This window comes from Streptomyces sp. NPDC057616, from assembly GCF_042800575.1.
Classification (GTDB): domain Bacteria; phylum Actinomycetota; class Actinomycetes; order Streptomycetales; family Streptomycetaceae; genus Streptomyces.
Genome location: NZ_JBHVGU010000022.1, coordinates 52058 through 71268, shown reverse-complemented (window position 1 = coordinate 71268; position 19211 = coordinate 52058). Strand labels below are relative to the sequence as shown.

Genomic DNA, 19211 nt, shown 5'->3' with positions numbered 1-19211 from the left:
CGCCGGCTCCGACTCCGGCGGCCGGTGTTCACCCGTTCCGGCTCCAGCCACCGGCGTTCACCGGCTGCGGCTTCGGCCGCCCGCCTTCGCCGGCCACGCCTTCCGAGCCGGCGTTCGTCCGTTCCGGGTCCCGGCCGTCGGGGGCCCGCTACGGCGTCGGGTGTCTCGGTTCGTACAGGCCGATCTCGCCGCCGCCCGGGAGGCGGAAACCGGTCAGGCGGCCCCAGCGGGCCTCCTGCAGGGGGCGGGTGAACTCCACGCCCCTGTCGGTGAGTTCGGCGGTCGTCGCGTCGAGGTCGTCGCACATCAGCATCAGTTCGTGCGACGGCTCGCCGTCGGCCGGGTGGAAGGCGACCTCGGCCGGCGGCGCCTTGAAGATCAGCCACCCGTGCCCGGCATCGACGTGCTCCCAGCCGAGGACGTCCCGGAAGAACGCCCGGTCCGCCTCGGCGTCATTGCTGTAGATCACCACATGGGCCCCATTGATCACGCGCGGAGAGTATGCGCGCGAACCGCCCGCGGCAAGCACCGCGGGAGCTATGCGTTGGACCAGCCCCGCTCGCACAGCACCAGCCGGTACCCGTCCGGGTCCTCGACCGTCACCCCCCACCGGTTCCAGTACGGGTTCGGCGACGCCACCCGCTTGCCGCCGTGTTCCTCCAGCCGGGCGACCAGTTCCTCCGGCACGGGCCCGTCGACGTAGACGACGAGGAGGTCCTCCTCGGTGGGCCGCGGCTCCACGGGCCGCCCGGGCTCGTGGACGAGTTCCAGGTGCCAGCCCGCGTCCGGCCAGCCGGCCATCAGCAGATCGTGCTCGCCCGGTTCCGTCCCGCCCTCGGTCCGCCACACCACGCTCAGTCCCAGCCCGCCCACCCAGAACCGCTCCGCGGCCGCGAGGTCGCGGGAGGGGCGGGCGACACGGATGTGACTGCGGCCGTCGACAGGCATGCTGACCTCTTTCCGAGCTGCGGATTCGACCCTCGCAGCCTAGGCAGCCGGTGATCCCCGGACCATCGGCCATCCGCCCTGCGCCCCGGGTCCTAGGTCTCCGTCAAGCCCCCCTCCCCCGTTGACAGATGACGTTTTGAGCAAGAACATCGGCCGGAACGAGCAGAAATGAACAGCACTGCGGCACGGCACGGCACAGCAACCCCACGGCTCCCCCCTCTTCCGCAGAAGGACACGAGTGGTGCGCATCCTTTCCCGCAAGTCCGGCTGTCTCCTCGCCGCCACCCTGACGGTGGCGCTCCTCCCGTCCACGGCCCACGCCTCCGCCACCTCACCCGGCCCCCGCGTCGCGCAGTCCGCGAACGCCGTCACCCTCGACGTGCCGGCCACCCGCGACTCCCCCGGCTACACGGTCTCCGTCCCGAAGAGAGGCCAACTCGCCCTCACCACCCGCAGATCCGGGCACACCGTCCTCGCCACCGGCACCGACGCCCTCCGCTTCCGGGCGGGCGACGCCTGGCAGCACGCCACCGGGCTCACCGGCTGGAGCTGGCGCGACGGCGTGCTCACCCTGACCGCGGACACGACCCTCGCCGGGACCAGCATCGAGGCCCGGGTCACCCCCACCGCCGACCGCTACCAACTGGACTGGGACGTCCGGGGAGTTCAGGCCACGTCGCTCGGCCTCACCTACGGCCTGGACAGCGCCGGGCACTGGTACGGCCACGGCGAGACGACCACCCCCTCGGGCGGCCCGTACACCGACCAGCCCTGGCCGCTGGACGCCGGGCAGGTCGAGCAGGACGACTTCAGCGCGGCCTCGTACCAGATGGTCGATCCCTTCTGGTACACGCAGAGTTCGGCCGGGCTGTACGTCGACACCGGCGACACCATGGACGTCGCCCTCAACAGGTCCGGCGACGGCCTGGGCCGCTTCACGGTCGAGTCCGGGAGCACGTACAAGGCGACCGTCTTCGTCGAGTCGACGCCGCGCGCCGTCTACCGCGACTACATCGGCATCGTCGGCACACCGCAGAAGAGCGACGCGACCTACGAGCAGTACGCCGAGCCGCTGTGGAACTCCTGGGCGCAGTTCTACACGAACGTCGACCAGGAGAAACTGCTCAAGTACGCGACCGACCTGCACGCCAACGGGATCGACGGCCACACCATCCAGCTCGACGACAAGTGGGAGTCGAACTACGGGAACATGACCTTCGACCCGAAGGCGTACCCCGACCCGAAGGCGATGTCGGACCAGATCCACGCCATGGGCTACGACTTCGGCCTCTGGGTCACCCTGTGGATCAACCTCGACTCGGCCAACTACCAGTACGCGGCGGACCACGACTACCTGCTGCACGACGCCGCCGACCCCACCAAGCCCTGCACGGTGACCTGGTGGAACGGCACCGCCGGCATCGTCGACCTCGCCAACCCCGAGGCCAGGGCCTGGTACCAGGGCAACCTGAAGAAGCTGATGGACACCTACGGCGTCGACGGCCTGAAGTTCGACACCCGCTTCTTCGACGACCACTGCGCGGGCCGTGACGGCAGCACGCGGACCGACTACCAGCGCCTGGGTTCCGAACTCGCCGACTCCTACGACCTCCAGGGCGCCGGCATCCGGGTCCACTGGGGCAGCGCCGCGCACCGGGCGGGCTTCGTCATCCGCCAGATCGACAAGGGCACCGGCTGGGACTCACTGCGGGCCGCCGTCTCGCAGAACCTCGCCCTGTCCACGATCGGCTACCCGTTCGTCGAGACCGACATGATCGGCGGCTCCAGCGGACAGCCCGCGCCGACGAAGGAGGTCCTGGTCCGCTGGGCGCAGACGGCGTCGTACATGCCGCTGATGTACGCCTCCACCTCCCCCGTGGACACGGTCGACGCGACGACCGGACAGAAGGTGGACTACGACCAGCAGACCGTCGACCTGTACCGCGCGGCGATCGCCCGCCACGAGCGGCTCGCGCCGTACATCTGGGAGCAGGTGCAGAACACTCTCAGGACCGGCGACCCGATCGTCCGGCCGCTGTTCTTCGACTTCCCGCAGGACAAGGCCGGTTACACGGTCGGAGACGAGTGGATGCTCGGCCCGGCGGTGCTCTCCGCGCCCAACCTGACGTCAGCGGCCTCGCGGGACATCCATCTGCCGCCCGGCAGGTGGTACGACGTCAGCCGCCGCACGACGATCGACGGCCCGACGACCCTGAAGGGGTACGCCACCCCGCTCACCGTCACCCCGGCCTTCGTGAACCTTCACGCGAAGGGCGCCGTTGAGGCATTGCGCGCACTGCGGTAATCATGGGGTAACGGCGCGTGCTCCGGCCGGATTCAGGGGCGGCCGGAGCACGTGGTCCGGGGCTGCACCGGGGCTGCCCTCAGCCCCGGTCGGCCCCCTTCGGCATGCCGTACGCGTGCTCCACCTTCAGCCGCACCACCAGCCGCCCGTCGCGGACCATCGCGGCGCGGTAGTCGTCCCAGTCGGGGTGCTCGCCGACGACGTCGCGGTAGAGCCGGACCAGCTCCTCGACGGTGTCGTCGTGCGGGTCCTTCGCCACGGGTGAGAGGTCGGCCGTGCCCTCGACCACGGTGTACGCCCAGCGGTCGGCGGTGGTGACGTGGTACGACGCGCGCGGGTCCCGGCGCAGGTTGCGCGTCTTGGCGCGGTCGTCGGTGACCGAGATCCGGACGACCCGTTCGTCGGGGTAGTAGTGATGGCTGACGTTCGACAGCTGGGGCCGGCCGTCGCGCTTGAGGGTGACCAGCACCCCGCCACGCCCTTCGGAGAGCAGCTCGAGCAGTGCGTCCTGAGTCATACCTGGATCAACCCGTCCGGCGGAGCCGCGCATTCCCCCATGGCCAGGACCGGTAGACACTGTCTACGCACGGCTGGTAGACAGTGTCTATGCAGGCATCGAGCACGAGCACGGACACGGACGCCTCCGCGGACACCGGGCTGCGGGCGCGGCTCGTCGACGTCGGGGTGGAGCTGGTCGCCGACGAGGGCGTGCAGGCGCTGACACTGCGGGAGATCGCCCGCCGCGCGGGCGTCTCCCACGGCGCGCCCCGCCGCTACTTCCCCACCCACCTGGAGCTGCTGTCCGCCATCGCGCGCCGCGGCTTCGCCGCACTGGCCGAACGAACGGCGGAGGCGGCCGGCGACGGCACGGCGCCCCCGCGCGAACAGCTCACCGCCCTGGGCCGCTGCTATCTCCAGTTCGCCCTGGACCACCGGGGCATGTACGAGCTGATGTTCCGTCACGACCTGCTGGAGAGCGGCCATCTGGGCCTGCGCGACACCAGCCTGCCCCTGTTCGGGCGCCTGGTGGAACTCGTCGGGCGGGTCCGGCCGGACACGGACGCCCGGCTCGTCGCGGGCGCACTGTGGGCCAACCTGCACGGCATCGCCCAGCTGTGGGGCTGGGGCAGCCTCCAACTCGCCACCGGTGCCCACGACTTCACACCCTTGCTGCGGTCGGCCCTCGACGCGCACCTCGGGGACGCGGCATGAGCCTCCACCGCACCTGGACCCTTGTGAGCAGCGTGGCCGGGGCCGTGGTCGTCGCCCTGGACGGCACGGCCCTCACCGTCGCCCAGCCCGCCCTGCGGCGCGACCTGGACGCCTCCGTGGCGCAGGTCCAGTGGACCAGCACCGGCTATCTCGTCGCGGTGGCGGGCCTGTTGGTGTTCTGCGGACGGCTCGGCGACCGGTACGGCCATCAACGGCTCTTCGCCGTCGGCATGGTGGGCTTCGGGCTCACGTCGGCGGGGATCGCGCTGGCGCCCGGCATCGGCTGGGTGATCGGCCTGCGGGTCGTCCAGGGCGTGTTCGGGGCGCTGCTGCAGCCCGCCACGCTCGGGATGCTGCGGGCCGCGTACCCGCCCGGCCGGCTGCGGATGCCGATCGCCGTGCGCACCGGGGCGATCGGGCTGGCAGCCGCGGCCGGTCCCGTGCTGGGCGGCGCGCTGGTCGCGGGGCCGGGCTGGCGGGCGGTGTTCTTCCTCAACGTCGTACCGGCCCTCGTCCTCGGCCCGCTCGCCCTCGCCCTGCGCGGCCCGCGTCCCCGGACCGCCCCCGCCCGCCTGGACCTGCCCGGCGCGGTGCTGCTCGCGGTGACCCTGGCCTGCCTGGTCCATGTCCTCGCCGGGCTGCCGGCGTACGGCTGGACGGCGGTGAGCGGGGCGGGCCTGGCCCTGGCCGTCCTCGCGGGCGCCGTGTTCGTACGGCACGAGCGGCGGACCGCGAGCCCGCTGGTCCCCGCGGACGTCGTGGGCGCGGTAGCCGCCGGCCCGGCGCTCGCGATGCTGGTGTCCGCGTCGGCGGCCCTGCACGGCACGCTCTTCGTCGCGACCTTCCTGCTCCAGGACGCCCTCGGCCACGACCCCCTGCACATGGCCCTGCTCGGTCTGCCGCTGGCGGCGCTGATGATCCTGGCGGCCCCGGGCTCCGCGCTGCTGCTGCGCCGGTTCGGGGCGCGCCGCACGACGGTCACGGCGATGACCGTGCTGGCCGCCGGGATCGTGGTGCTGGGCCGCAGCGCGGGCACGGTCGCGCTGTGCACCGGGTTCGCGCTGCTCGGGGCCGGGTTCGGCACGGTGATGGTGGCGGGCACCCATGTCGTCGTACACCGGGCCGCGGCCGGGTCGGCCGGGGTGGCGGGCGGCCTGCAGCAGACCGCGCTGAACGTCGGGCCGGCGCTCGGCGTGGCCCTCGCGGCCACGCTGCTGGGCCCGGGGCGCGGGTACGGGCCGGCGCTGTGGGTGCTCGCCCTCGTGGCCGGGGCGGGAGCGGTGGCGGGCCGCGCGCTGCCGAAACGTTCCACTCAAACGATCAATCGTGACCCGGAGGGGTCCCAGGTCCGGGTTCCTGCGCGACGATGAGGTCTGAGGCAGTCCGGGCGGGGGTACCGCCGGACCACACCTCGCACGAGCGCATTCGAAGGAGAGCGATGGCAACGCTGCGGCAAGAGGTCGAACCGGACGAGGCCGGGCTGGACGTGAAGGCACTGGACCGGCTCGACCAGGCCTGCGCGCACTTCGTGGACGAGGGACGCCTGCCGGGTTTCCTGGTCGCCGTGGCCCGCGGCGGCCGCGTCGCGCACCTCACCACGTACGGCCGGCGTGACGTCGCGGCGGACCTGCCGGTCGAGGCCGACACCCTGTGGCGGATCTACTCCATGACCAAGCCGGTCACCTCGGTCGCCGCGCTGATGCTCGTGGAGGAGGGCCGGCTGTCGCTCGACGACCGGCTCGGCGACCATCTCCCGGCCTTCGCCGACGCGCGCGTGTACGAGAGCGGCGAGGGCGCGGACGTACGGACGCGCCCGGCCGGCGGGCCCATACGGATCCGCCATCTGCTGACCCACACCTCGGGCCTGACCTTCGGCTTCTACCACAGCCACCCCGTCGACGCGCTGTACCGCGAGGCCGGCCTGGAGTCCTCGGTGGTACCGGGCACGGACCTGGCCCACACGGTCGACGTGTACGCGCGGATGCCGCTGCAGTTCGAGCCGGGCACGCAGTGGAACTACTCGGTCTCCACCAATGTGCTGGGCCGGGTGATCGAGGTCGTGTCCGGGCAGCCGCTCGACGCGTTCTTCGCGGACAGGATCCTCGGGCCGCTCGGCATGACGGACGCCGGGTTCCACGTGGGCGACGAACAGGCGCACCGGCTCTCCGAGTTGTACGGCGAGAGCGACGGCGGCGGCATCAAGCCCGTGCCGGGGCTGCCGTTGCGCGGCGGGCGGCCCCGCCTGCTGTCCGGCAGCGGCGGCATGGTGGCCTCCGCGTACGACTTCCACCGGTTCATGGAACTGCTGCGCCGCCGCGGCGAACTCGACGGCGTCCGGCTGCTCGCGCCCGAGACGGTGGACCTGATGACCCGCAACCACCTTCCCGGCGGCGCCGACCTGCGCGCCCACGGCAGCCGCCCGGCCCACGACGAGCCCAACAACGACGGCATCGGCTTCGGCCTCGGCGTCTCGGTCGTCGTCGATCCGGAGCGCACCCTGTCGCCTTCGGTCGCCGGCACCTTCGGCTGGAGCGGCGCGGCGACGACGACCTTCTGGGTCGACCCCGTGCGCGACCTGACCGTGCAGTTCATGACCCAGGTCCGCCCGACGACCTCGCTCGGGGTCATCCCGGAGCTCAGGCGCCTGGTGCACGAGGCGGTCACCGGGTAGGCACCGCGAAGGCCACCGGCCACCTCGCCGACGGTGGATTCCCCTGCAGACACCGGCGGCGAGGTGGCGGGCCCGCGCTCAGGACAGGTGCGCCACCGCGTCCAGGTGCGGCAGGACGTGGTCGAGCCGCTCCCGCTTGGTGCGCAGGTAGGTGATGTTGCTCTCGCACGGCGGGATCAACAGCGGTACGGTCTCGGCCACTTCGATGCCGTGCTGCACCAGCGCCTCGCGCTTGCGCGGGTTGTTGGACATCAGCCGCACCGAGTTCACGCCCAGGTCCTGGAGGATCCCGGCGGCCACGCCGTAGTCGCGGGCGTCCACCGGCAGCCCGAGCGCCAGGTTCGCCTCGACGGTGTCCAGGCCCTCCGCCTGCAGTGCCATCGCCCGCAGCTTGGCCAGCAGACCGATGCCGCGGCCCTCGTGGCCGCGCAGGTAGACGACGATGCCGCTGCCCTCGGCGACCACCGCCTTGAGCGCGGAGGCCAGTTGGTCCCCGCACTCGCAGTGCTGCGAACCGAACGCGTCACCGGTCAGGCACTCGGAATGCAGCCGGGTGAGAACGCCCTCGGAGCCGATGTCACCGTGCACGAGGGCCACTTGCTCGTCACCGCGATCGTGATCCAGGTAACCGACCGCGCGGAATTGGCCGTACACCGTGGGCAAGGGCGCATTCACGATTCGTTCCACGCCCGTGCGCTGCAGGGACTTCTTGCCGAGGACGCCGATTTTTTCTGTCATGATCTGATTCCTAAGCAGAGACGAAAGGCCGTGAAGAAATGAGTGTTTCGGGCGCGCGTACGGCGGCGGACGGACTGGTGCCGGCGGACACTACGGAAGAGGTACGGACCAGGGGCGCGGGTGTCTCAACGCAGGTCGCGGTGCTTCCCGTCGGAAGCTTCGAACAGCACGGTCCGTTCCTCCCCCTGGCGACCGACACGCTCGTCGCGTGCGCCGTGGCCCGGGAGATCGCCGCGGCGTACCCGGTGCACCTCCTTCCCCCGGTGACGATCTCCTGCTCGCACGAGCACGCGGCGTGGCCCGGTACGGTCAGCATCTCGTCGGTGACCCTTCATGCGGTGGTGTCGGACATCGCCGCCTCGCTCCGCCGCTCCGGCGTCGACGCCCTGGTGGTGGTCAACGGGCACGGCGGAAACTACGTACTGGGCAACGTCGTTCAGGAATCCTCCGCCCGCGGCGAGCACATGGCGCTGTTCCCGGCCGCGGAGGACTGGGAAGCGGCGCGGCAGCGGGCGGGGGTGACCACCTCGCTGCTGACCGACATGCACGCGGGAGAAATCGAGACCTCCATCCTTCTGCACGCTCACCCGGAATTCCTCCGGCCCGGTTATGAGACCTCCGATCTCGTCGCGGACGACCGGCGTCATCTCCTTACCCTCGGTATGTCCGGCTATACCGACTCGGGCGTCATCGGACGCCCTTCGCTGGGTTCCGCGGAAAAGGGGAAGGAACTGCTGGCGAGCCTCGCCGATTCCTTCGGCGCGTATTTCTCGCTCCTCACCTCGGCGGACGGGCGGGCGTAGCGGGCGGCGGGTTCCGGGGCCGCCGCGGCCGTCCCGGAGCCCGTGCGCAGGCCGGTGTACCAGCGGGCGACGAGCACGACGGCGCCGGGCAGCGCGGCCACGAAGCTGAGCACGCCGTACACCACGGCGACCGCCACGCCACTGCCGGCGCCGAGGCCCGCGGCGCCGAACGCCCAGGCGGTGACGCCCTCGCGCGGCCCGAAGCCGCCGACGTTCAGCGGCAGTCCCATGGCGACCAGGGCCAGCACGGCCAGCGGCAGCAGGACGGCGACGGAGGCACCGGAGCCCGCGACCCGGGCGGCGAGCACGAACAGCGCGAAGTGGCCGGCCAGGATCAGCAGCGACGAGAGGGTCACGCCCGGCCAGTTGCGGCGCGAGAGCAGCCCCTCGCGCGCCTCGCTGAGCGTCGCGCGCAGCGCCCGTCCGCGGCGGGACGGCGCCTTGTTCATCCGCAGCGCGACGACGACGGCGAGCGCACCGAGGGCGGCCAGCCCCGTCAGCGGGGCGAAGTGGCGCACCTCGGCCCGCACCGGCGACTCCATCGTCAGCAGCATCGCCGCCCCGACGACCGTCAACGCGACCTGTCCGGCGACCCGTTCGAGCACCACCGACCGCACACCGCGGCCGATGTCGCCGGCGTTCTGCCCGGACCGCACCGCACGGTGGACGTCCCCGAGGACGCCGCCGGGCAGGGCGGCGTTCAGGAACAGCGAGCGGTAGTAGTCGCCGACGGCCGTCCCGAGCGGCAGCCGGATCTTCAGACCGCGCGCGACCAGCGCCCAGCGCCAGGCGCTGAGCACGGTGGTCACCAGGCCGACGGCGAGCGCGAGCAGCAGCGTCGTCGCGTCGATGCGCCGCAGCCCGTCCAGCAGCACCCCGGTGCCGAGGCGCCACAGCAGGCCGCCGAGGATGGCCACGCCGGCGACCGAGCCGAAGTGGGTGCGCACGGCCGGGGAGTTGAGCAGGGCCAGGGCCTTGCGCCGGCGGGGCGCGGCCGGCGCGGGCGTGTCGGTCCGCGCCTCGCCGTGCGCCTCGCGCCGCACCACCGGCGCCGGAGCCGTCTCCACGCTCATGACGCCCCGCCCGTCGGCCGGGACAGCGCCAGCAGGTCGCTGTGGTGGACGGTGACGCGCAGTTCGCCCGCCTCGCAGGCGGCCAGGCGCTCGCGCAGATACCGTTCCGCGGGCGCCTTCAGCTCGGGCCGCTGCGCGACGGCCGCGCCCACCCAGCCGCGCAGCCACTGGGCGGTCAGCGCGGCCTCGTCGGGCCCGAGCCGCCACAGGCTCGGGTCCACCCGGACGGTCGCGCCCCGCTCCGAGAAGGCCTCGACCGCCGCCGTCACCGCGTCCGGCCCGAGCAGGCCGTCCCGGCGCTGGTGGGCGTTGAACGCCTCGGCGATCTCCTCGTCCAGCGGGTCGGCGGGCGCGAGTTCGACGCGTCCGGCGACGGAGAGGGTGAGCAGCGCCGGGCAGCCCGCTTCGGTGCAGGCGTCCGCGAAGGTCTCGATCTCCTCACGGGTGAGGACGTCGAGCAGCGCGGAGGCCGTCACCAGGGAGGCGCCGCGCAGGGCGTCCCCGGTGAGCCGGGCGATGTCGCCGCGCCGGGTCTCCACGCTGACCCTGCTGCCGTCGGCGGCGGAGCGCGGGGAGGCGACGGCCGCGAAGTGCAGCAGGTAGGGGTCGCGGTCGTGCAGGACCCAGTGCTGGGCGCCGTCCAGCCGGGGCGCGAGCCAGCGGCCCATGGAGCCGGTGCCGCAGCCCAGGTCGTGGATGACGAGACCGCTCCTGCCGGGCAGGTTGGCCAGCCGGATCCGCAGCGGGTCGAGCAGGTCGTGGGCGCGCGCGGCGGCGTCGGCGCGCTCACGCAGCTCCAGCCACTCGGGCGCGTACCGGGCCGGCTCCTCGGGTCCGTTGTCCCGCAGCCGTACGGTGGCGCGCTCCCCGGGGGCGGGGCCGGCGCCGGGGATCACGGAATCCGTGGGTTCGGGGCTGCGTGTCATGGGGTCCGCCGGTTCGGAGTCGTGGCGGGGCCCGGGCTGCGCCGGGACCTTTCCGCCGATCTCTGCGGTCCTGTTCATGCCGCCCTCCTGGGTTCGCTCGGCAGCCGGCCCAGTACTCCGGCGAGGCTGCGGGCCGTGGTCGCCCAGCCGTCCAGGGCGGCCCGCCGGCCCCGGGCTGCGGCCTTCAGCCGGCGTCGGACGTCGGCCTCGCCGAACCAGCCGCGCAGTTCCGCGGCGAGCGCTGCCGGGTCCTCCGGCGGCACGAGGATGCCGGGCACGCCGCCGTCGGGGGCGCGTCCGACCGCCTCCGGCAGCCCGCCGACGTCCGTGGCCAGCACGGGGATGCCGCGCGCCAGGGCCTCGGTCACCGCCATCCCGTACGTCTCCGCGTACGAGGTGAGGACCATCAGGTCGGCGGCGGCGTAGCTGGCGTCGAGCACGGCGCCGGCCTGCGGGCCGGCCAGCTCGATGCGGTCCTCCAGGCCGTTCTCCTTGATGAGCAGCCGCAGATGGGCGACGTACTCGGGGTCGTGCCCGAGGCCGCCGACGCACACGCAGCTCCACGGCAGGTCGGCCGCCGCGGCCAGCGCCTGCACCAGCCGGTGCTGCCCCTTGCGGGGCGTCACGGCGGCCACGCACAGCAGCCGGGAGACACCGTCGGTACCGGAGGCGAGGGGCGCGATGTCGGCACCGGGAGCGGCGACATGGACCCGCTCGGGCGCGAGGCCGTGGTGCGAGACGAGGCGCCGTACCGCCCAGTCGCTGGTGGCGATCACGGCGGGCACCGCCCGCAGCACGTCCCGCTCCTTGGCGTCCAACTCGGCCGCCACGGCGGGCTCCAGGCCCGTCTCGTCGCCGAGCGGAAGGTGCACCAGCACGGCCAGGCGCAGGCGTTCGGCCTCCGGGACGACCACCTCGGGGACGCCGCAGGCCACGATGCCGTCCATCAGGACGACCGAGCCGTCCGGCAACTCACCGAGCGTACGGGCGAGTTCGGCGCGGGCCGCGGCCGAGGGCCGGGGCCACTCACCGGGCACGGCGTGCGGGTGGACCTGCCAGCCGAAGCCGGGCAGATCGAGGCTGACGCGCCGGTCGTAGGCGTTGCCGCCGCTCGGGGCGGCCGGGTCGTCGACGCCGCCCGGCAGGACGAAGTGCACGGAGCGCAGGGACATGGGGATGATCTCGGCGTTCTTCAGGGCGGAGTGCTGGACGGGCACGTAGCCGAGCGTCGCCGGCTCCGCCGCCTGCCGGCCCTTCGCCGTCTTCTCCAAGGTCACATGGGTCACAGGGCACGCTCGTAACTCGCCCAGGCGATGTGCGACTCGTGCAGGGTCACGCTGATCCCCGCGATGCCCTTGGCGCCCTCGCCGAGCGCGCCCTTCTCGATCCGGGCGGCGAGCCGGTCGGCGACGACCTTCGCCAGGAACTCCGTCGAGGTGTTGGTCCCGGCGAACTCCGGCTCGTTGTCGAGGTTTCTGTAGTTCAGCTCGGCGACCACGGCACCGAGCTCCTGCGTGGCCAGTCCGATGTCGACGACGATGTTGTCGTCGTCCAGCTGCTCGCGCCGGAACGTGGCGTCCACCAGGAACGTCGCTCCGTGCAGGCGCTGCGCGGGCCCGAAGACCTCGCCGCGGAAGCTGTGGGCGATCATGATGTGATCGCGGACGGTGACACTGAACAACGGACGACCCTCCAGGTGCGGCGCGTCTGGCCCCCCGGCTGACTCCCTGCCGGGGATGCCCTTAGTACGGCTCTTCGCTTCCCCGTGTTCAGCGTTCTCAGACTCTTTTCTCAGGTCAGGCCGTTTCGGGGTACCTCACACGGTGGCACAGGGCGGGGATCTCGCCGGAGGCCAGCTTCGGCATCACCTGCGGCAACTCCTCGAACGCGCTCTCCCCCGTGATGAGGGCGTCGAGCGCCGGATCGGCCAGCAGATCGAGGGCGAGGGCGAGCCGGTCGGCGTAGCTGCGGCTCGCGCGGGCCGGGGAGACGGTGCCGACCTGGCTGCTGCGGATGGTCAGCCGCCGGGAGTGGAAGGCCTCGCCGAGCGGAAGGCTCACCTTCCGGTCGCCGTACCAGCTCAGCTCCACGACGGTGCCCTCGGGCGCCAGCAGCTCCATGGCCCGGGTGAGGCCCTGCTCGGTGGCGCTGGCGTGCACGACGAGGTCGCGGCCGCCGAGCGCGTCGGCGGGCGAGGCGAAGTCGACGCCGAGTGCGTGGGCGATCTTGGCGCGGCCGGGATCGGCGTCGACGAGCTGCACGCGCACGCCCGGGAAGCGGGCCAGCAGGGCCGCGACCGAGCAGCCGACCATGCCGCCGCCGACCACGGCGATCCGGTCGCCGACCAGCGGTGCGGCGTCCCAGAGCGCGTTCACTGCGGTCTCGACGGTGCCCGCGAGGACGGCCCGCTCGGCGGGCACGGTGTCCGGTACGACGGTGACGGCGGCGGCCGGCACGACGTACCGGGTCTGGTGCGGATACAGGCAGAAGACGGTCCGTCCGGCCAGCTCCGCGGGTCCCTCCTCGACCACCCCGACGTTGAGGTAGCCGTACTTCACGGGTGCGGGGAAATCGCCCTCCTGGAAGGGTGCCCGCATGGCCGCGTGCTGGCTCTCCGGGACCCCGCCGCGGAACACGAGGGTCTCCGTGCCGCGGCTGATCCCGGAGTAGAGCGAACGCACCAGAACTTCGCCCTCGGCGGGTTCGGGCAGGTCGGCGGTCCGTATCTCGCCCAGACCCGGACGACTGAGCCAGAACGCTCGGGCGATGTGGTTCATCGGGTGTCCTCCTGAACGATCGGGAAGCCGTTCACGTACCGAGGTGTGCACAGGCCGCGCACAGTACGCGGCGTTGATCGACTCTGTCATACGGCCGGAGGGTGTGCGGTGGCCCTGAACAACACTTACGACGCAAGGCTGGTCCAGCAGGAGACCGCTGTGGGAGCGGGGCTTCAGATCCTGTTGCTGGCTCTGCTCGGCACGGCGATCGGCATGGGGCCGGCGGGCTGGCTGACCGGCCTGGCCTTCGCCGTGGCCAGCTGGGCGGTGCTCTCCCGGGCGCTGCACCGCTCCCGGCCGCGCTCGTTCGGCCCGGCCAACCGGGTGACCCTGGGCCGGGCCACCCTGGTCGGCGGCGTGACGGCACTGGTCGCCGACTCCTTCGAGAGCTCCCCGCCGGTCACGCTCTTCGTCGGCCTCACGGCGATCGCGCTGATCCTGGACGGCGTCGACGGCAAGGTCGCGCGCGCCACCGGCACCTCCACCCCGCTGGGCGCCCGCTTCGACATGGAGGTCGACGCGTTCCTCATCCTGGTCCTCAGCGTCTACGTCTCCATGGAGTTCGGCCCGTGGGTGCTGGTGATCGGCGCGATGCGCTACGCCTTCGTCGCCGCGGCCCGTGTCTGCCCCTGGCTGAACGCCGAACTCCCGCCGAGCATGGCCCGCAAGACGGTGGCCGCGATGCAGGGCATCTGCCTGCTGCTGGCCGCGTCCGGCTACCTGCCGCACCTGGTGTCCCTCGGCGTGGTCCTGCTGGCCCTGGGGTCGCTGACCTGGTCCTTCGGCCGCGACGTCCTGTGGCTGCGCCGCACCTCCCACGTCCAGGACGCCGAGATGGAAGAAATCCTGAGCCTGGCCCCGGAGCCGCAGACGGTGGCGTCCTGACGCGGTTCCGCACGGCCCCTCAGCCCTCCAGCACCATCCGGTACACGGTCGACTCGCGCACCCCGAACCCGAGCCGCTCGTAGAGCCGGTTGGCGGTCTCCCGATCCGGCCGCGAGGTGAGGTCGACCGTCCGGGCCCCGGCCTCCCGGGCAATCCGCACGGCCTCCTCGATCAGCAGGCCTGCGACTCCGTGACCTCGCGCCGACTCGTCGACCACGACGTCTTCGATACGAGCCCGCAGCCCGGCCGGAAGCGGGCACTCAACAAGGGTCAGGGTGCCGACGATCGCCCGGTCGGCACGGGCGACCAGCACCGTGTTCGCGTCGCAGGCGAGAATGCGGCCCACCGCTTCGGCGTCGAGCGGCCTCGCACTCCCGGACAACTGCGGCAGCAACCGCCCGAAGGCGTCCACGAGTTCCTGCTCCGCCTCCCGGGCGGGCTCCACCTCGATCTTCATAGCGGCGAACCTATAGGCGAAGGGGTTCTGCAGACGACCCCGCCAGGACGCCCTCCCCCCACACAGTACTCTCGGCCCGTCCGGCTCATGGCGACGACTTCCTCACTCAACTGGCCCGCTCTTGGCCGATTCAGGACGACGCGGTCGCAGATGCTGAGCCAGTCGCCGAGAGTCAAAGGGCTGCTGAAGCTCGCGGGATTCAATCATGTAAGGCCTGGTCCGCGTCACTCTGCCTTGGGCTACCGTTACGACTGCTGACATACAGCGACTGACCTGGGCGAAAGGAATACCCACGTGAACGCGGCTCCGTTGAGCCCCGAGGACCCGACCGAACTCGGCGGTTTCGAGTTGCTCGGCCGGATCGGTCACGGGGGCATGGGCCAGGTCTACCTCGGCGAGTCTCCCGGCGGAGAACCTGCGGCAGTGAAGGTCATCAAGCCGTCCGTGGTCGACTCCGAGACCCGTCTGCGTTTCGCCCAGGAGATAGAGGTCCTGAAGACGATCTGGGGTCCACGTATCGCGGCGTTCCTCGACGCGGACGCGGAGGCCGAGCAGCCGTGGCTGGCGACCGAGTACATCGACGGGCCGGACCTGCGCAAGCACGTCCACACCCACGGTCCCCTGCCTCTGGTGCTGACCGCCTCCCTCGGTGCCACGCTCGCGGAAGCTCTCGCCGGCGTACACAAGCAGGGCCTGCTCCACCGCGACCTCAAGCCCGCCAACATCCTCCTCGGCCCGAACGGCCCGAAGATCATCGACTTCGGGCTCGCGGTGTTCACCGAGTCCAGCGCCTCACTCACCGCCCCGAACACCGTGCTGGGTACGCCGGCGTGCATGGCGCCCGAGCAGGCGAACGGCGTCAAGCCGCTCACATCGCCCGTCGACGTGTACGCCCTCGGCGCCGTGATGCTCTACGCGGCGACCGGCCACTACCCCTTCCGGGCCGACAACATCCACGCACTGTTCCACCTGATCACCAAGGCGGACGCGCAGCCCGATCTGACCGGAGCGCCGGCCGAACTGGTCCCGCTCCTCACGTCGATGCTCGCGTATGCCCCCCAGGAGCGGCCCGCGCTGCCGGAAGTCGTCCAGGAGTGCCGTGCCGTGATCGAGGCGCGGGGCCTCCGGATCGCCCAGGCCCGACGCCGGCTCACCACGCACACCGCGGCGACCACGGTGGCCGACACCCCGCCCGCGCCTGCGGTCCCGTCCGCTCCCGTCGATGCGGCAGCCGTCGCGGACCTCCCCACGGCAATGCTCCCGCAGCAGCCACCGCAGACCACGGCCCTCACGGTCCCGCTCCCCCAGAACACACCGCCTCCCGCCGGGTACACCCCCACGGTCATGGCCGAGCCGACCCCGGCGGCCCACGAGCAGCCGCCCGCCCGTCCCGTCGCGGCCCCGGGCACTCCCCCGCCGGCCCAGCGCGGCCGGGAACGCACGGGCCCCGGGCCGCTCCGTACGTCGGTCCAAGCCAGGCGTGTGGCACAGCAGTTGCGCGAGGTCTACGCCCAGCGCGCGAAGTTCTAGTCTCCATCAGCAGAGTTCTCATCAGCACAGTCCCATCAGCACAAGAGAGGCAGTGCACGTGACCGTCGACCAGGCTGCGCACGCCGCGGAGTCCGCCAAGTACCCGCCCGGTTCGCAGATCGAGGTCCGGGACGAGGAGTGGCTCGTACGGAACGTGACGCCCACGGCACACGACGGCGACCGGATCGAGGCGGTGGGCGTCTCGGAGTTCGTACGGGACCAGGAAGCCGTCTTCTTCACCGCGCTCGACGACGTGCAACTGATGGACCCCCGCCGGACCAGGCTGACGAGGGACGACTCCCCCAACTTCCGCCGCAGCCGCCTCTTCCTCGAAGCGGTCCTGCGCAAGACCCCGCTCCCGCAGTCCGAACGCGGTCTGGCGCTGGCGGACAGCTTCCTGCTCGACTCGCTCCCCTACCAGCATCGCCCCGCACAGCTCGCGCTCTCCGGCAAGAACCTGCGTCCGCGCATGCTCATCGCGGACGTGGTCGGCCTCGGCAAGACCCTCGAAATCGGCATGACGCTCGCCGAGTTGATCCGTCGCGGGCGTGGCGAGCGCATTCTCGTGGTCACTCCGCAGCACGTCCTGGAGCAGTTCCAGCACGAGCTGTGGACGCGCTTCGCGATCCCGCTCATCCGGCTCGACTCGGTGGGCATCGAGCGCATCCAGCGCGAGATCCCTGCCGGCCGTAACCCCTTCACGTACTTCAAGCGTGTCATCGTCTCCATCGACACGCTCAAGAACACCGCCCAGTACAAGCACCATCTGGAGCGCATCCGCTGGGACGCGGTCGTCATCGACGAGTCGCACAACCTCATCAACCGCGGCTCGCTCCGCAACCAGCTCGCCCGCGTCCTCGCCCCGCAGACCGACGCTCTCATCCTGGCCTCGGCGACCCCTCACAACGGCGACGCCCGCTCCTTCGCCGAACTGATCTCCCTCCTCGACCCGGCCGCGATTCGCGACCCGGAGCGCTACGAGGCGGCCGACATCGAGCACCTCTTCATCCGTCGTACGAAGATCAGCCCCGAGGTCCGCGAGCAGATGAAGGGCCAGTGGGCGGACCGCGGCCCGAGCATGTCGGTGCACTGTGCCGCGACAGCGGCCGAGGAGAGGGTCTTCGAGGAACTGGCGGAGGTGTGGCTGCCACGGGACGGCCGTTCCTCGGTGAGCGAGAGCCGCCTGTTCCCGTACACGGTGCTGAAGTCCTTCCTCTCCTCGCACGTGGCTCTGGCGGCGACGGTCGACGCGCGCATCAAGACGCTCACCACGAAGGAATACGCCGTTCCAGGCCCCGAACTGGCCGCGCTGCACCGCCTGAAGGACCTCACGGCCGGCATGTCGGAGCAGAACTCGGCGAAGTTCGAAACCCTCGTCGAGCAGCTCCGTTCCATCGGGGTCGGCCCGAAGAGCGACACCCGGGTCGTGGTGTTCTCCGAGCGTGTCCAGACGCTGGAGTGGCTGCGTACGACGGTCCCGGCGGCTCTCGGCTTCAAGGGGAAGGCGTTGCAGGAGGCCGCGCGGGTCATGCACGGCGGACTGTCCGACGAACAGCAGATGCAGTGCGTCGAGGACTTCGGCCTGGCGGACACCCCCGTGCGCATCCTGTTCACCGGAGACGTGGCGTCGGAGGGCGTCAACCTCCACCGCCAGTGCCACCAGCTCGTCCACTACGACGTCCCCTGGTCCCTGATCCGCATCGAGCAGCGCAACGGCCGTATCGACCGCTACGGCCAGTCCCACCCGCCGCAGTTCCGGGCTCTGATCCTCACCAGCGAGGTCGAGGGCGCGAAGGACGATCGTACGGTCGCCGAACGGCTCCTGGAGCGCGAGGACGAGGCGCACCGCAGCATGGGTACGGCGGAGGCGGTCTCGGGTCTGTACCGGGCGGACGCTGAGGAGAAGTCCCTCATCCAGGACCTGCTGCGAGGCCGTACGGTCGACGAGTCCCTCGACGCGACGGCGCGGGCGGCCGCGGCCGAGGACTCCGGCACCGACTTCCTCGCGGACTTCTTCGGAGCCGTCGGCGACGACCCGGACGAGGTAGACGCAGACGCTCCGCCCGCTCCTGCCGACGTGCCCCGCCTGTTCACGAACACCCGCGAGTTCATCGACGAGGCGATGCGCGAGGCCTTCCCCGAATCGCAGCGCGAGTTGGAGCTGGACCAGGACCCGGAGACGGGCCTGATCTCGTTCCGGCCGCCGTCGGACCTGACCCACCGCCTGAAGGCCCTGCCCCTGGACTACCGCCGCGAACAGCGCCTCCACGAACGCCTGTTGGTGACCCTCAACCGCAAACTCGCCGACCTGGCGCTGGTGCGCGCCAGGGAGTCCTCGACGTCCAGCTGGCCGGAGATCTCCCTGCTCACCGATCTCCACCCGGTCATGGAGTGGCTGACGGACAAGGTCCTGGTCCGCCTGGGCCGCCAGGAGGCCCCGGTCATCACGGCGAACGTGAAGTTGCCCGTCTACCTGATCCAGGGGATCTTCTCGAACGCGCTGGGCCGCCCGACGGTGGTGAAGTGGATGACCGTCCAGGGCCGCACGGTCACCGACGACATGGTGGGCGTACTGCGCGACGCGGGCGTCGGCCCCACGATGGCCAACCCGCTCCACAACCACGACCTCGACCTGCTGAGCTCGGGCATCCCGGGCGCTCTGGAGGCGGCGGAGGACTTCCTGCGCCGGCACAGCACCGAGTGGGACAGGGCGCTGCTCGACCCGATCGAGAAGTACAAGGAACGCCTGGGCACCTGGGAACAGCCGACCCTGGCGGGCCCCGACACCAAGTCGAAGCTCACGGACCTGGCCGACTCGCTCCTCACCACCGGCCGCCCGATGCTCCGGATCCTCGCCGTCCTCGACTCCACCGCCTGATTTCCCGA

17 protein-coding genes and 1 pseudogene are annotated in these 19211 nt (G+C 71.8%); 8 read left to right on the top strand and 10 right to left on the bottom strand.

Annotated elements, in window-relative coordinates; all coding sequences use genetic code 11:
* Positions 1–148: 148 nt before the first annotated feature.
* Together ACFU97_RS26655 and ACFU97_RS26650 are read right to left on the bottom strand one after the other, a co-directional pair.
* Complete coding sequence (locus tag ACFU97_RS26655) at positions 149–490, bottom strand: VOC family protein (RefSeq protein ID WP_384261129.1); 342 nt, start codon at positions 488–490, stop codon at positions 149–151.
* Between the two features lie 47 nt (positions 491–537).
* A complete protein-coding gene (locus tag ACFU97_RS26650; RefSeq protein WP_384261127.1) occupies positions 538–948 on the bottom strand; it encodes a VOC family protein in 411 nt (136 codons plus the stop codon).
* 241 nt (positions 949–1189) lie between these two features.
* On the opposite strand from ACFU97_RS26650, the gene ACFU97_RS26645 reads away from it, so the two are divergent.
* Complete coding sequence (locus ACFU97_RS26645; RefSeq protein ID WP_384261124.1) at positions 1190–3253, top strand: glycoside hydrolase family 31 protein; 2064 nt, start codon at positions 1190–1192, stop codon at positions 3251–3253.
* A 79-nt stretch (positions 3254–3332) separates the two neighbouring features.
* Here the strand turns inward: ACFU97_RS26645 and ACFU97_RS26640 are convergent, their stop codons facing one another.
* Entirely contained in the window at positions 3333–3770 is a 438-nt protein-coding gene (locus tag ACFU97_RS26640) for a PPOX class F420-dependent oxidoreductase (RefSeq protein ID WP_384261121.1), read from the bottom strand.
* An 89-nt stretch (positions 3771–3859) separates the two neighbouring features.
* Here ACFU97_RS26640 and ACFU97_RS26635 point away from each other — a divergent pair, with 89 nt between their 5' ends.
* The 3 genes from ACFU97_RS26635 to ACFU97_RS26625 all read left to right on the top strand — a co-directional run bounded on the left by ACFU97_RS26635 (position 3860) and on the right by ACFU97_RS26625 (position 7136).
* On the top strand, positions 3860–4465 hold the full coding sequence (locus ACFU97_RS26635) for a TetR/AcrR family transcriptional regulator (protein WP_384261118.1): 606 nt from the start codon (positions 3860–3862) through the stop codon (positions 4463–4465).
* Positions 4462–5835 carry an MFS transporter gene (locus tag ACFU97_RS26630; protein WP_384261116.1) on the top strand — a complete coding sequence of 458 codons (1374 nt, stop codon included), beginning with the start codon at positions 4462–4464 and terminating at the stop codon, positions 5833–5835. Before ACFU97_RS26635 ends, ACFU97_RS26630 begins: the two co-directional genes overlap by 4 nt.
* 68 nt (positions 5836–5903) lie before the next feature.
* Positions 5904–7136 carry a serine hydrolase domain-containing protein gene (locus ACFU97_RS26625; protein ID WP_384261113.1) on the top strand — a complete coding sequence of 411 codons (1233 nt, stop codon included), beginning with the start codon at positions 5904–5906 and terminating at the stop codon, positions 7134–7136.
* Positions 7137–7214: 78 nt separating this feature from the next.
* On the opposite strand, the gene ribA is transcribed toward ACFU97_RS26625, so the two are convergent.
* Complete coding sequence (gene ribA, locus ACFU97_RS26620; RefSeq protein ID WP_384261110.1) at positions 7215–7874, bottom strand: GTP cyclohydrolase II; 660 nt, start codon at positions 7872–7874, stop codon at positions 7215–7217.
* 38 nt (positions 7875–7912) lie between these two features.
* Between ribA and ACFU97_RS26615 the strand changes: the two genes are divergently transcribed.
* On the top strand, positions 7913–8677 hold the full coding sequence (locus ACFU97_RS26615; protein ID WP_384261107.1) for a creatininase family protein: 765 nt from the start codon (positions 7913–7915) through the stop codon (positions 8675–8677).
* Between the two features lie 95 nt (positions 8678–8772).
* Here the strand turns inward: ACFU97_RS26615 and ACFU97_RS26610 are convergent.
* The 5 genes and pseudogenes from ACFU97_RS26610 to ACFU97_RS26590 all read right to left on the bottom strand — a co-directional run.
* A pseudogene (locus ACFU97_RS26610) lies at positions 8773–9750 on the bottom strand (lysylphosphatidylglycerol synthase transmembrane domain-containing protein); the annotation flags it as partial.
* Complete coding sequence (locus ACFU97_RS26605; RefSeq protein ID WP_384261327.1) at positions 9747–10676, bottom strand: class I SAM-dependent methyltransferase; 930 nt, start codon at positions 10674–10676, stop codon at positions 9747–9749. The pseudogene ACFU97_RS26610 and the gene ACFU97_RS26605, both read right to left, overlap by 4 nt.
* A 74-nt stretch (positions 10677–10750) precedes the next feature.
* Positions 10751–11962, bottom strand: coding sequence for a glycosyltransferase family 4 protein (locus tag ACFU97_RS26600; RefSeq protein WP_384261105.1), 1212 nt, complete (start codon positions 11960–11962; stop codon positions 10751–10753).
* Positions 11959–12357 (bottom strand): 6-pyruvoyl tetrahydropterin synthase family protein, encoded by a 399-nt coding sequence (locus ACFU97_RS26595; RefSeq protein ID WP_384261102.1) that lies wholly within the window; start codon positions 12355–12357, stop codon positions 11959–11961. The genes ACFU97_RS26600 and ACFU97_RS26595 overlap by 4 nt, the downstream gene beginning before the upstream one ends.
* Before the next feature lie 115 nt (positions 12358–12472).
* Positions 12473–13453, bottom strand: coding sequence for a dehydrogenase (locus ACFU97_RS26590; protein ID WP_384261100.1), 981 nt, complete (start codon positions 13451–13453; stop codon positions 12473–12475).
* A gap of 108 nt (positions 13454–13561) precedes the next feature.
* On the opposite strand from ACFU97_RS26590, the gene ACFU97_RS26585 reads away from it, so the two are divergent.
* Positions 13562–14338: a CDP-alcohol phosphatidyltransferase family protein gene (locus ACFU97_RS26585; protein ID WP_384261097.1), complete on the top strand. Its 777-nt coding sequence runs from the start codon at positions 13562–13564 to the stop codon at positions 14336–14338.
* Between the two features lie 19 nt (positions 14339–14357).
* On the opposite strand, the gene ACFU97_RS26580 is transcribed toward ACFU97_RS26585, so the two are convergent.
* Positions 14358–14795 carry a GNAT family N-acetyltransferase gene (locus ACFU97_RS26580; RefSeq protein ID WP_384261094.1) on the bottom strand — a complete coding sequence of 146 codons (438 nt, stop codon included), beginning with the start codon at positions 14793–14795 and terminating at the stop codon, positions 14358–14360.
* A 294-nt stretch (positions 14796–15089) separates the two neighbouring features.
* Between ACFU97_RS26580 and ACFU97_RS26575 the strand changes: the two genes are divergently transcribed.
* Both ACFU97_RS26575 and ACFU97_RS26570 read left to right on the top strand, forming a co-directional pair.
* Positions 15090–16325, top strand: coding sequence for a protein kinase (locus ACFU97_RS26575; protein ID WP_384261092.1), 1236 nt, complete (start codon positions 15090–15092; stop codon positions 16323–16325).
* A gap of 58 nt (positions 16326–16383) precedes the next feature.
* Entirely contained in the window at positions 16384–19203 is a 2820-nt protein-coding gene (locus tag ACFU97_RS26570) for a DEAD/DEAH box helicase (protein WP_384261089.1), read from the top strand.
* The last annotated feature ends 8 nt before the right edge of the window (positions 19204–19211 follow it).